14 protein-coding genes are annotated in these 12,323 nt (G+C 43.8%); 10 read left to right on the top strand and 4 right to left on the bottom strand.

Annotation, left to right across the window (positions count from 1 at the left end; genetic code table 11):
* The first annotated feature begins 133 nt into the window (after nucleotides 1–133).
* The 3 genes from khtS to khtU all read left to right on the top strand — a co-directional run bounded on the left by khtS (nucleotide 134) and on the right by khtU (nucleotide 2,257).
* Entirely contained in the window at nucleotides 134–472 is a 339-nt protein-coding gene (gene khtS, locus M1D65_RS05340; protein WP_077670575.1) for a K(+)/H(+) antiporter modulator KhtS, read from the top strand.
* Nucleotides 473–535: 63 nt separating this feature from the next.
* Nucleotides 536–1,033, top strand: a complete 498-nt coding sequence (gene khtT / locus M1D65_RS05335; RefSeq protein ID WP_003233269.1) for a K(+)/H(+) antiporter subunit KhtT — start codon at nucleotides 536–538, stop codon at nucleotides 1,031–1,033.
* Between the two features lie 6 nt (nucleotides 1,034–1,039).
* On the top strand, nucleotides 1,040–2,257 hold the full coding sequence (gene khtU / locus M1D65_RS05330) for a K(+)/H(+) antiporter subunit KhtU (RefSeq protein ID WP_003233272.1): 1,218 nt from the start codon (nucleotides 1,040–1,042) through the stop codon (nucleotides 2,255–2,257).
* Between the two features lie 17 nt (nucleotides 2,258–2,274).
* Here the strand turns inward: khtU and M1D65_RS05325 are convergent, their stop codons facing one another.
* Together M1D65_RS05325 and M1D65_RS05320 are read right to left on the bottom strand one after the other, a co-directional pair.
* Complete coding sequence (locus M1D65_RS05325) at nucleotides 2,275–3,780, bottom strand: coproporphyrinogen III oxidase (RefSeq protein ID WP_014479327.1); 1,506 nt, start codon at nucleotides 3,778–3,780, stop codon at nucleotides 2,275–2,277.
* Nucleotides 3,781–3,891: 111 nt separating this feature from the next.
* On the bottom strand, nucleotides 3,892–4,758 hold the full coding sequence (locus M1D65_RS05320; protein ID WP_072175902.1) for a Cof-type HAD-IIB family hydrolase: 867 nt from the start codon (nucleotides 4,756–4,758) through the stop codon (nucleotides 3,892–3,894).
* A gap of 485 nt (nucleotides 4,759–5,243) precedes the next feature.
* Here M1D65_RS05320 and M1D65_RS05315 point away from each other — a divergent pair, with 485 nt between their 5' ends.
* Nucleotides 5,244–6,317 (top strand): DNA alkylation repair protein, encoded by a 1,074-nt coding sequence (locus tag M1D65_RS05315; RefSeq protein ID WP_003233279.1) that lies wholly within the window; start codon nucleotides 5,244–5,246, stop codon nucleotides 6,315–6,317.
* Nucleotides 6,318–6,360: 43 nt separating this feature from the next.
* Here the strand turns inward: M1D65_RS05315 and M1D65_RS05310 are convergent, their stop codons facing one another.
* On the bottom strand, nucleotides 6,361–6,714 hold the full coding sequence (locus M1D65_RS05310; protein ID WP_003224239.1) for a YlbF family regulator: 354 nt from the start codon (nucleotides 6,712–6,714) through the stop codon (nucleotides 6,361–6,363).
* A gap of 92 nt (nucleotides 6,715–6,806) precedes the next feature.
* Nucleotides 6,807–7,940 (bottom strand): DUF445 domain-containing protein, encoded by a 1,134-nt coding sequence (locus M1D65_RS05305; RefSeq protein ID WP_021479649.1) that lies wholly within the window; start codon nucleotides 7,938–7,940, stop codon nucleotides 6,807–6,809.
* 266 nt (nucleotides 7,941–8,206) lie between these two features.
* Here M1D65_RS05305 and spaC point away from each other — a divergent pair, with 266 nt between their 5' ends.
* The 6 genes from spaC to M1D65_RS05275 all read left to right on the top strand — a co-directional run bounded on the left by spaC (nucleotide 8,207) and on the right by M1D65_RS05275 (nucleotide 12,319).
* Nucleotides 8,207–9,298, top strand: coding sequence for a spore coat associated protein SpaC (spaC, locus tag M1D65_RS05300; protein ID WP_032725304.1), 1,092 nt, complete (start codon nucleotides 8,207–8,209; stop codon nucleotides 9,296–9,298).
* The gene (gene yheD / locus M1D65_RS05295; RefSeq protein WP_077670572.1) at nucleotides 9,288–10,649 is read left to right on the top strand and encodes a spore coat associated protein YheD; all 1,362 of its coding nucleotides are present in this window, start codon (nucleotides 9,288–9,290) and stop codon (nucleotides 10,647–10,649) included. Before spaC ends, yheD begins: the two co-directional genes overlap by 11 nt.
* A gap of 149 nt (nucleotides 10,650–10,798) precedes the next feature.
* The gene (locus M1D65_RS05290; RefSeq protein WP_010886462.1) at nucleotides 10,799–11,017 is read left to right on the top strand and encodes a YheE family protein; all 219 of its coding nucleotides are present in this window, start codon (nucleotides 10,799–10,801) and stop codon (nucleotides 11,015–11,017) included.
* Between the two features lie 209 nt (nucleotides 11,018–11,226).
* Nucleotides 11,227–11,430 (top strand): beta type acid-soluble spore protein SspB, encoded by a 204-nt coding sequence (gene sspB / locus M1D65_RS05285; RefSeq protein WP_003233287.1) that lies wholly within the window; start codon nucleotides 11,227–11,229, stop codon nucleotides 11,428–11,430.
* A gap of 104 nt (nucleotides 11,431–11,534) precedes the next feature.
* Nucleotides 11,535–11,660: a hypothetical protein gene (locus tag M1D65_RS05280; RefSeq protein WP_003245136.1), complete on the top strand. Its 126-nt coding sequence runs from the start codon at nucleotides 11,535–11,537 to the stop codon at nucleotides 11,658–11,660.
* 38 nt (nucleotides 11,661–11,698) lie between these two features.
* Nucleotides 11,699–12,319: an SDR family oxidoreductase gene (locus tag M1D65_RS05275; protein ID WP_049140667.1), complete on the top strand. Its 621-nt coding sequence runs from the start codon at nucleotides 11,699–11,701 to the stop codon at nucleotides 12,317–12,319.
* Nucleotides 12,320–12,323: the final 4 nt, after the last annotated feature.

The raw sequence follows: 12,323 nt of genomic DNA, 5'->3' as shown, positions 1-12,323 counted from the left end.
TTCTTTCTCATATACATTCCCCGCCATCCTCAAATAAACCTTTTTATTTTTCAAGGTCAATAGATACTGAAAAATGCATATTGTTTGAATGGAAACATAAAGTTTTATATAGTGAAAAAGAAGGGATATCTTGATGAGAAGGGAGGAAAGGAACATGGATAAATTGCTGATCAGTTTTCTATTAAGTTTATTTATGGTGTACTTTCCCCCTTCGGACGTGGTTCTGCCTTCCCAGTTTGAAGCAAGCACTGACAGCTATGTGCCTATGACTTCATATCCGCAGGAAACACAATCGGCAAAAACGCCGTCGCCGGGCAGCATGCACCCGGCTGAGCTGATCAAAGAGTACAGCCCGCTGGCGCAGTCTGTCAGGCAGCTCTCTGTCAAACCACTTGACGAACCGCTAATAAACAGGCTGGAAAAGGCTTTGGCCGTCCCTGTCAAATACCAGTCTAATTACCTCCGAATATAATTTGCTCAAGTTTTATTTGTAACTCACCCCATACTGCCAACACTACATTCGGAGGGATTTTCATTGAATATTAAAGAAAACGATCTGCCGGGCATCGGCAAAAAGTTTGAAATCGAAACAAGAAGCCACGAAAAAATGACGATTATCATTCATGATGACGGAAGAAGGGAAATTTACCGGTTTAATGACCGGGACCCGGATGAGCTTCTTTCAAATATTTCATTGGATGATTCTGAAGCAAGGCAAATTGCAGCTATTCTCGGGGGCATGGTCTATAAACCGCAAGCTCTGGAGTCCATCGAAATGGCCTTCAGCGATCTTATTATTGAATGGTTTAAGGTCGAAAAAGGCGCCAAATCGATTGGGCGCACACTCGGAGAGCTTGATGTTCGCCAGAATTACGATGTCACTGTGATTGCCATTATCAAACACAACCAGGAAAAACTCCTAAATCCCGGAGCCGATTCGATTATTGAAGAAAATGACACCCTTGTCCTCTCAGGTGAGAGAAAGCATCTGAAGAAACTGATTCACGATTTTCTTTCTGGAGAGGGCGTGTGAGCCCCGATGGACCATCTTGTATTTGAAGTCGGAACTGCACTTGTCCTTGTAGCAATCGCCAGTGTGATCGCCAATAAAATTAAATTTTCGATTATTCCGTTTCTGATTGTGCTGGGAATGCTTGTTGGACCGCACGCGCCGAAAATGGGGATTATTGATCTAACATTTATTCAAAGCAGTGAAATCATCGAGTTTTTCGGGCGAATGGGCGTACTGTTCCTCCTCTTCTATCTCGGACTCGAATTCTCTGTCGGGAAGTTAATCAAATCAGGAAAATCAATCGCGGTCGGCGGGACGATTTATATTTTGATTAACTTCAGCCTCGGACTGCTTTACGGGTTTATCACCGGATTTTCCTTTCTGGAAGTCCTCATCCTCGCAGGAGTCATCACAATCTCGTCAAGTGCGATTGTCGCAAAAGTGCTCGTTGATTTAAAAAGGACCGCCAACCCGGAAACCGAATTGATTCTCGGCATCATCATGTTTGAAGATATTTTCCTTGCCGTATATCTGTCCGTTGTTTCCGGCCTTATACTAGGTGATGCGACATCCGTAGGGAGTGCACTCTTGTCCATTTTGATCGCCTTCGGTTATATGCTGCTGTTTTTTATCGCAGCAAGAAAACTCCCGCCGCTGTTGAACAAACTGTTGGACATTCGCTCAAACGAAGTGTTTATTATCGTCATTTTCGCAGCACTCTTTTTTATCGCCGGGTTTTCCGAGACGATTCATGTAGCAGAAGCAATCGGCGCGCTGCTGCTCGGTTTGGTCTTTTCAGAAACAGAGCATTCCGATAGGATTGAACACCTCGTTGTTCCGTTTCGCGACTTCTTCGGTGCGATGTTCTTTTTCAGCTTCGGCCTCAGTATCGATCCGTTTTCGCTTGGTGAAGCGGTTTGGCTTGCGTTGGGGGCAGTGATTTTGACCATTCTGGGAAATTTTATCGCCGGAATGGTGGCAGGACGACGCGCAGGGCTTTCTCATAAGGCTTCATCGAATATCGGGCTGACGATCGTATCGCGGGGAGAATTTTCGATTATCGTTGCGAATCTCGGAATAGCCGGCGGACTGTCAGCCACATTAAAGCCGTTTGCCGCATTATATGTCCTCATTCTGGCGATTTTGGGACCGCTTGTCACAAAGGAATCAAAACGAATTTACCGCTTGCTGAACAAGGTATTTAAATGGAAGCCTGAGGTTCAGCCCGCAAAAAAACAGGGATAAAAAAAGCAGCACTGTAATCAGTGCTGCTTTGTCGTTTTTTCAAAAATCTGCTCTAAATATTTGATTTTTTCGTCCGTGTAGTGCTCGAAGCGCTCATTGTACGATTTCGGATCTTTCGGATTCGCAAAATGCGTAATTTTCCCTGTATCCCGATCAATAAATTTACTAGCAGCGCCGCAGCCGATGCCAATAATCGTCTGCACCTCTTCCATAATCATAATGTTGTAGATGCTTTCTTGTCCCGGCAAAGAGTATCCGACGTTTTCAAGGTTTCCAAGAATGTTTTTCTGGCGGTATAAATAATAAGGCACGTACCCATGCTCTTTCGTCCAGGCTACCGCGTCTTCCATCATTTGAGAAACCTCTTCCCTGCCGGCAACTTTGTACTTATGTTTGTTTCTCGTCATTTCTGACGCCCGTTTAAATGAAAGAGTATGAACGGTAAGGGATTCCGGCATCAGTTTTTCTGTTTCTGAAAGACTGTGCCTGAACTCCTTCACGCCTTCCCCAGGCAAACCAATAATCAAGTCCATGTTGATATTATTCATGCCATGCTGGCGTGACAGATGATATTTCTCAATGGTCTCTTCAACCGTATGGTGCCGCCCGATCGCCTTTAGCGTTTCGTTTTCATAGGATTGCGGATTGATGCTGATCCGATCAATGTCATATTTGTTTAAAACGGCGAGTTTTTCTTCTGTAATCGTATCAGGACGACCGGCCTCCACCGTAATCTCACGAATGTTTTTCACATCCGGGAAGGAGCGGACCATTTCTTCATACAGCAGATCCATCTCCTCCGCTGTAATGCTTGTCGGCGTCCCGCCGCCAAAGTAAATGGTTGTAACCTTAACATCATGCTCCTTCAGCCATTCACCGATCTTCTGCATTTCGTAATGCAGTCCCCATAGGAATGAGCCGACTCTGCCTGCCTGTCCCTGGATGGCATACGCAGGGAATGTGCAATACGCGCATTTTGTCGGGCAGAACGGAATGCCGATATAAATGCTGACTTCATCCTTTACTCGGTACAAATCCGGCACTGCCGCCAGCTGACGGTCAACAATTTCCTGCATTAGCATGATTTTTTCATCATGAATTAAATAGTCTTTTTTCAACTCAGCATGCGCTTGCTCCTTGGACATTCCGCTTTGCAGTTTTTTATGAAGCAGCTTTGTGGGCCGGATTCCTGTGAGGATTCCCCACTTCTGCGTAATGCCCGTATGCGCCTGAAGAAGATTGAGATACACATAAGAAATTGTGTTTTTCACTTGCTTAAAAGCTTCTTTTTCATTCATGCCGGGAGAAAAGAATTTTGTATGCTGTTCCTTTATGCCAGTACCCTTCACTTCTCCCGAAACCGTCACATGCTCATCAGTTTGTGACAACGCTAAAGAAATGACAAAATCTGCGGGCTCCTCTCCGCCATACGCAAGCTCGCACTCTTCATAAAACAAATTTGCAATATTTTGCAGAGGCCGATGCAGGCGGTCATCATGTATGCCTTCTATTTTAATTTGCAACTTCATCACCTAATTTATCAGATTCAAAACTTTCTTTAGTGTACAGAAATAAACTGCTAAAATCAATCCGGCAAAAAAGCCGCCGCACCTGTCAGGGCGCGAGCGGCTTTTTTACACACGTTTCATGTGGAACTTATCAAGAAATCCTTTTCGCTGCTGCATTCGGAAATATTCCTTCATCATATAAGCGACACCTTGCTCGTCATTGGACCTTGTAACCCAATCTGCCTTTCTCTTAATTTCCGGAACGGCATTCCCCATCGCTACCCCAAGACCGGCAAGTTCGATCATCGGCAGATCGTCATACTGATGCCCAATGGCCACGACATCATCCATACTCAGGCCCAGCTCTGAAGCGACGAGGGCCAAACCCGCTTCCTTCGAGACACCTTTCGGGACGATATTCAGCTTCTCATCGTTTACGCGAATCACGTCCACCGCAGGGAAGGCTTTTGTAATCGTTTCTGTAATGTCATGCTGAATGTCGTGATCCGTGTACACCTCGATGACGGGTGCACTCACCGGCTCATCCATGAGGAGATCGCTTAATGATTCAACGAACTGGACCGGATAAAAGATCGGGTCAGACGGATGAATGAGTGCTTTCCCCAATAAATTCGAATTCACCTTTTTCTTGTTTCCGATGGAATACTTTTCGTGAAGAAGCCGAATATTGCATTGATAGCTCTCCAGCACTTGAACAATGTTAAAGGTATGATCATCAGAAATTCTTTTTTCAAAAAACGGGGCGTCAATTTTCTCAGCGATATATGCCCCGCTATGGGTGATCAGCTTGGCATCAAGCTTTAGCGATTTCGCTATTTTCTGTGCTGAGCGAAAATGACGGTTGGTCACAAGTGTGACGTAAATCCCTTTTTTCTTTACATATTCAATCGCGTCTTTCGTTGCCTGATGAATCTTCCCGTTCGACCGAAGCAGCGCTCCATCTATATTTAAGGCAAGCAATTGTTTTGACACAGAGATGTCCCCCTCCTTGATGACTGTACTTGTGTATAGGATATGACCCTGTCTCTGTGTTTAGAACAACCTTTTCTTAAAGCAAAAAAAGCCTGGCTCAGCAGACTTTATGTATGGCTTGTTGATAGGATACGATCGAAGCAGCCATTCTCCCTAATATCGTTATTTCGATTTACGAAAAATCATGTATCAGGAACCCCTTGTTTGACCAATGATGCGCTCCGAACACTTACTCTCTGTTGCTTATCCCCTCTATATAACGGCATGATATGCGACCGTATCCATTTGAAATAGGTAAGTGTAGGCGCTTTCAATGTTATTATCTCAGTTTTCCTTTCCGATGACAAGGGTTTTTTTAACTAAAAAAAGTAACCAACTTTTGTATATCCGTGGTAGGATCAGTTGTTAATTTTTAGGACTATACACTTGATCCAGAACGTACATTCCCATACAATATAAATAATAAACGAAAAAGCGGTGTTTATATGGCTGATTTAAAAGAAATATATAATGAAGAACTGATATCTCAGTTGATCCATCATGTAAGGTCATCCTATCCTGATTTTAACAAAAACAGATTCTTGGGTACATTACGGCTGGAGGACTGGCCTGAACTCACTTTAAAAGAGCGGATGCGCCGCGTGACAGTTTCTTTATACGAAACTTTGCCAAAACAATACGTTGAAGCGCTCACAATTTTACGGGATACAGCCCCTCATTTTAAAGGACTCAGCGGAATTTTATTTCCAGATTATGTGGAACAGTACGGGTTAGCGCATTGGGAAGAATCAATAAAGGCATTGGAATACTTTACGCAATATTCGACCTCAGAATTTGCTGTAAGGCCTTTTTTGCTGTTAGATCAAGAAAAGATGATTGCACAATTGCTTGCATGGTCTGAGCATAAAAATGAACACGTGAGAAGACTTGCGAGCGAAGGCAGCAGGCCCCGCCTGCCATGGGGAAAATCGATACCGGCTTTGAAATCGGACCCTTCCCCTGTATTGCCGATCCTTGAGAAGCTGATGCAGGACGAGTCCTTATATGTAAGGAAAAGCGTGGCCAACAACCTTAATGATATATCAAAAACGCATCCTCATTTACTGAGAAAAGTCGCAGATCAATGGTACGGAACACATCCCCATACAGACTGGATTATCAAACACGCCTATCGGACCTTATTAAAAAAGGGTGATAAACAGGCCTTAGCGCTTTTTGGTTATGAAAATGCTGATTCGATACAACTACATGATTTAACATGCCAGCCCAAACGTATAGTTATTGGCGAAAGCCTTGAATTTTCTTTCTATATTCATTCAGACAGGGATCAAAAAGTAAGAATTGAGTACGCAATTGATTTTGTAAAAGCAAGAGGCCAGCGTCATCAGAAAGTATTTAAAATAACAGAAACAAATATACGAAAAAACGAAACGAAGTCATACACAAGAATCCAATCCTTTAAGGATTTAACCACCAGAAAGCATTACAAAGGAATTCATACATTATCAGTCATCATCAATGGAGAGGTAAAAGATTCATTGGATTTCCAAGTTTGCTGAATGAATAAAAAATCCCTTCTTATCCAAGAAGGGATTTTGCTTATTAGCCTTCAACACTGCCGTAAAGCTCTTCTAAAGGCTTCATAATGATTTTGTTCAATTCACCAATCAGCATGCTCATGCGCTGCTCCGCTTCCATCAGCTGAGAAATTTTTTCGTGCTGCTGTACAAGCGCAACTGTTTTTTGAGCCTGCGTCACTTCTTCTTGTGTAATCTCTTCTCCTGCCATTTGTTTTTGCTGGAGTCTAAGCTGTACATCACGGAAGTTTTCGAACATGCGCTTCGCTGATTCATCTGCGTTAACTTCGTCGTAAAGGTTTTTTAAACGGGTGAACTCTTCGCTCCCGCGTAATGCATTTTCCAGATCATACGCTACATCATAAAAATTAACAGCCATTGTAAATAGCTCCTTTCATCATTGCCGTTTGACATACCACTCCACTATAACAGACTATGGAGATCCTTTCATTAATCAAAACCCATTTCTTCTTAAAAAAGGATGACAAACAGTGCTTGAATCGCGCCTATAATTCCGCCGAGAAGCCCCCCCAAATAGGTAATCATTTTAAATTCTTTTTTTGAAATGGACAGCACCATTTCTTCAAGACGCTCCACCGGGAACTGATCCACCTGCTCCTTGACGATTTCCTCAAGACGCAACCGTTTTAAGACACTTTCAAGGTTGGACGAAATCCCTTCAAGCAATTTGTCTAACAGTGCCGGCAGCATTTGCTGGGTCAGCTCAGATTCATAGCGGACGGTAAGCGTGCCAATCGTATTGTTGAAGAAAGGGGCAGTCGAAAATGCTTGCAGCATTCTTCGTTTCAAACTGAAAATGAGCGCCTTTGCATTCCATTTTTCGTCTGCTTCATTAAACGTATACTCCCTCAGCTTGCCCCATTCGTTTTTTAAGAGATCAGAAAGCAATTTATTTGTTTCCTCATTCCGCAAGAATTTCAGCAGCTCCGGCAGCACGCGATCCGCAAGGCTTGAATTGCCAAGAAACATTTGCACCATGCTTCCAAGCATGCCGCGCTCTTTTAAAAAGTCATCAATCATATTGCCAAGACGGATTTTTCCTTCATCACTTTCAAAATAACGGACACTCCGTGACAATATATATCCTGAAATCATCGGAATTTTTTCCTCAAGCTTTTCCTGCACCTCTATAGGCACCAGCTCTTTTAACGATTGGTCCCCGTATTGGCGGAAAAGCTCATTCAGCTTATCATCGGTCCAGCTGCTGATCCATGCATCAGCAGCTTTTTCGGGGCGCTTCATCCCGGCTTTTTCAAGCGCTTCTTTTACTGTCACTTCAGAAAGTGACAGCTTTTGAATCAGCTGTTCCCCCACTCGAAGAGCCTGCGTTTTGGCTGCATCAGAGACGAGCCGCTTTTTAATGCCTTCAGGGGTTAAGAGATGATTGACTACCATCAGTCCCATTTGTTTTGCAAGTTCATCTCGCCGTCTTGGAATCAGCCCGGGCGTAAAAGGAACTCGCTTCCCAAACAAATAGTACGCTTTATACGGCCTAAACAGCATTTGAATTGCTAAATGATTGGTCACCGCTCCAATGGCAGCGCCGATCACGATCATAAAAATAAAGGTTCCTGCAATACCCATTCCTATTCATCTTCCTCCATCTGTGCTTCAGCTTTTTTCATATAGATTATGTACCTATACGTATTATAGAGGCTCATGCAATCACTTAGCAAACGAGGAGACAAATTCCTGTTCTTAGAAAATCAGCTTGTTCTTTTGGAATAGGGCAAGGTGAAGAATCGTATTCTGTAAAGTAGAATACCGTCAGCTGCGTTCGTCTTACATGTATTTAGTGTAAAGCTGCGGACACCCGCCGGCAGCTTTTGAATAAAAGGGGGAGTCTCACCATGATAACACTCGGTTTTATGTCCTTATCCCGCCAGCATGAAGCGGATTATTCCGCAGAACTGGCCAAAAGAGCACCCGAATTCGGCATACGTTTCATCCGGTTTACACCATTTGATATTTTACCTGACACTTTGCGTGTCAAAGCATCGGTCTATCATTCGGCCAGCAGCACATGGAACGAAACTGAAATGGCGATTCCAGATTATATTTATGATCGCTGTTTTTACGGCAAGGATTCACATTCCCAAAAAGCAAAACCAATCGTTGAGTGGCTCAAAAAATATCCGAAAACGGAATTCATCGGGCGGGGTCTTCCCGATAAGTGGACCGTCCTTCACGATTTGCAGCAGCACTCTGTAATCAATCCCTATATTCCCGAAACGATAAAGGTGAACCGCTACGAACAAATTCAATCCTTTTTATCCAAAGAAAAAGCCTGCATCCTTAAACCGGCATTCGGCGCGGGAGGCAGAGGCGTGATTCTTTTGAAGCTGGGCAAGAAAAACATCACTGCTACTTATCACATCGGAAAGGATAAGCAGACAAAAACGTTTTCCAACCAGACTTCTTTTAAAACATGGTGCAAAAAAGTGCTTCAGCATCAATATTTGCTTCAGCCTTACTTAAACATTCAAGATAAGGAACAATACCCTTGTGATATTCGTCTGTTTATGGAAAAAAACGAAGCAGGTGAATGGAATACAGTCGGAAAGGCAGTAAGACGCGGATACAAACACGGGCTGCTGGCCAATTTGTCAGGCGGATCTGATGCGCTGACATTTGACTCCTGGTTTGAAGATATACCGAAAAAACAGCAAGTGGTTTTACTAGATGATGTGTTTTCGATTACCCAATCGGTTCCGTATTATCTTGACGAGCGCTACGGGCCGTTGTTTGAACTCGGTCTTGATATATGTCTTGCTAAGGACGGGAGAATTTGGATTTTAGATATCAATTCCAAACCAGGCAGGAAGTCAATCCTGCGTGTCTCTCCCGAGCAAAAAGAACAGCTGTACACTTGTCCCCTAAAGCGCTGCCAATATCTGTTTTCTGAGCAAAGCCAGAAAGGAGTTCTTCCGCGTGAATCCTAAACGGTTTTTGATCGGCATAGACAAAACCAGTGAAAACACCCTGTTTCTGCCCTCTTCGCTGAAGCGAGACGGACTTTTGCATGCCGCATTCGGAACGAAGGTTGTCAGATGCCACGTTGCTTACAGACGGCATCTGGAACAAACCGTGCTGCTCTCTGAAAATCTGTTTCATGAGCTTTTGCTCCCCCACCGAAGCAGGGCTGATATACTGATTCATGATCATACAGTGCATATCGGGCCGTTAGTCGGCATCTTTACGGCAGGGTTTACTGTATCTCTTGAACGTCCATTTAAGGATCGTTCCCTCTTTTTTTCAAAGCTAGTCACGTTACACGAGCAAGCCGGAGGCTACTGCTTCGTTTTTGGCGCGCACCAAATCAATTGGGAGGAAGGAACGATTGAAGGGCTCCTTTACAGGGAAAACGGCTGGGAGAAAAAAATCGTTCCATTGCCGAACGTCGTTTATGACCGTTTGCCGAACCGAAAAATTGAAGATTCACTCCTCTTGCAACATACAAAAAAGAGGCTGATCGATGAATATCAGATCCCATGGTTTAATAAAACGTTTTTCAATAAATGGAACGTTCATCAATTGCTCGAAAAAGATCCAAGAACGGCACCCTTTTTGCCTAGATCCGAGCTGACACCGTCTGTGGAGCTGATTGATGAGCTCTGTGGCGCATACAAAAAAATCTATATCAAACCAGCAAATGGAGCACTCGGCACCGGCATTTATCAGCTGACAAGAACAGATGATGGCCTGACGGTAAAGCATACGAATGACGCCAAAACATTTACTTCGATTGATTATTCCGATGCCGCCTCATTCCTTGCAGAATTTCAAAAACAGCACAACCCGTCCGACTTTCTCATTCAGCAAGGTGTTGATCTAATCGAATTTCAAGGCAAACCAGCGGATTTCCGTGTCCATACCAATAAAAATAGAAAAGGAAAATGGACAGTGACAGCAATCGCCGTAAAAATTTCCGGAAAGAACAGCATTACAACACATCTTTCTAACGGCGGCACTGTAAAGACACTTGCGGAAGTATACGATGATCCCGCTGAAAGAGTTGAGGTCATAAAAAAGCTTTCTGCAGCGGCACTGACGGCAAGCCATGTCCTTCATGATCATATCGAGGGGTTTATCGGGGAGATTGGTTTCGATTTTGGCATTGATCAGAACGGTAAAGTATGGATGTTTGAAGCGAATTCGCGCCCAGGCCGAAGCATTTTTTCTCATCCAAATTTGCATCATGTTGATTCTCTTACAAAACGAAGAAGCTTTGAATACGCGTCATATTTATCTGAGAAGGCAATCACATCTCCTGAAGCATTGTGGCCTTCGTAACCTGTCCGCTTTTTTAATAAAGCGGGCTTATCTTTATCCAAAGCTGGGACAATCTGCATATTAAGGCCTCTTCAATGATGTTCTGAAACAATGATACAATGAACATAAGCCGTTTTTATTTAGGTCAATTGATACCAAATGTAAGGAGCGTGGCCGTAATGATTTCTCATTTCAGCTGGAAACCTTTGTTCCCAAAAGAAAAGCTGCCCGGATGGAAAATTTCATTTTATTATAAAGGGACCCATTATGAAGGCATCTATCATAAGAGCGGTGAGATTGAATGGGGAGACTTGTTTCCCGCCCGCGCTGACGAGCCTGCTCTTACAAACGAGATACATGAACTGATGCTTTTTCATATTTATGACTAGCTTAGCCTAAACGGCTAAGCTTTTTTTGCTTTCTCAAGATTTACCACACAATTCTCCGCATGAGTTTCCGGCCATTTTAACATAATACGTAGTAACAAGCCGGCAAAGCATTGGGTTACGCCGAGGCGGCAGTGACACCCGAGAAGGGTTCACAGATTGGTGCAACTCCAGTTAACCCAACCATACTAAATAAAAAGGAGATTTTACACATGGCTAACCAAAACTCTTCAAATGACTTACTAGTTCCTGGCGCAGCTCAGGCTATCGATCAAATGAAACTTGAAATCGCTTCTGAATTCGGCGTTAACCTTGGAGCGGACACAACTTCTCGCGCTAACGGTTCTGTTGGAGGAGAAATCACAAAACGTTTAGTATCTTTCGCTCAGCAGCAAATGGGCGGCAGAGTTCAATAACAATTCAATATATGGCTATAGAGGGCGCGGTTTCCGCGCTCTCTTTATTTTGTCACCCTTTTTTCCTGCTCCACATATCCTAGAAAAAAAGGGAGGGAATCGGGGTGTCATTCATCACCATTGTGAATTGGGAGCTGGTTCAATTCGTAAGTGTATCCATGATTCATGAATATGTTTCCCATCGTTCTGTTTATTTGTACAGGTATTCTTTCCCGCGCTGTTCAAACTGAGAACATCCTTTTATAATGAAAGGCGAGGAGGTTTTTTGATGAAAATCGCTTTATTAGGAGCCAGCGGCCGCGTCGGACAAGCCTTTTTAACACAAGCTGCAGCAGATGAAAGATTTGATATTTTCGCTCTGATCAGATCTCAACATGCTGATCTTCCCCTTTCAAAAGACAGAACCATCATGGGGAACGCCCGCCGCTTAGAAGATGTGAAAAAAATAATGGAGAATGCTGAAATCGTGATCAGCTGTCTAGGCACAGATGGTGATGATACCTTGTCAACTGCTATGGCACACATTCTCTCCGCTATGGAGGAACAGCATATCAAACGGCTTATTACGATCGGCACCGCAGGGATCCTAGATTCCCGATATGAACCGGGAAAATACCGGTTTGAAACAAATGAATCGAAACGAAAGCAGACCCGCGCAGCCAAGGAGCATGCAAAAGTATACGAAATGCTTAAAGAATCATCATTAGACTGGACAATCATCTGCCCCACTTACCTCCCGGACGGAACAGCAACCGGCGTTTATCGTACGGAGCGTAACGTTTTGCCTGAGGGCGGCACAAGCATTTCGGTCGGCGATACTGCGGACTTTTTATATCGTGAGCTTGTTACAGGTAAGTATGTCGGATACCGTGTCGGACTGGCTTATTGACTAC

It is taken from the genome of Bacillus sp. JZ39 (assembly GCF_053903145.1).
Note: the sequence above shows the minus strand (reverse complement) of the source record. Positions and strands in the feature narration are given on the sequence as shown.

Bases quoted from the DNA above. Each gene is read 5' to 3' on its own strand.
- khtU (WP_003233272.1), top strand. From the start codon at position 1,040: ATGGACCATCTTGTATTTGAAGTCGGAACTGCACTTGTCCTTGTAGCA.
- khtS (WP_077670575.1), top strand. From the start codon at position 134: ATGAGAAGGGAGGAAAGGAACATGGATAAATTGCTGATCAGTTTTCTA.
- M1D65_RS05305 (WP_021479649.1), bottom strand. From the start codon at position 7,940: ATGGGTATTGCAGGAACCTTTATTTTTATGATCGTGATCGGCGCTGCC.
- M1D65_RS05310 (WP_003224239.1), bottom strand. From the start codon at position 6,714: ATGGCTGTTAATTTTTATGATGTAGCGTATGATCTGGAAAATGCATTA.
- M1D65_RS05275 (WP_049140667.1), top strand. From the start codon at position 11,699: ATGAAAATCGCTTTATTAGGAGCCAGCGGCCGCGTCGGACAAGCCTTT.
- M1D65_RS05315 (WP_003233279.1), top strand. From the start codon at position 5,244: ATGGCTGATTTAAAAGAAATATATAATGAAGAACTGATATCTCAGTTG.
- spaC (WP_032725304.1), top strand. From the start codon at position 8,207: ATGATAACACTCGGTTTTATGTCCTTATCCCGCCAGCATGAAGCGGAT.
- sspB (WP_003233287.1), top strand. From the start codon at position 11,227: ATGGCTAACCAAAACTCTTCAAATGACTTACTAGTTCCTGGCGCAGCT.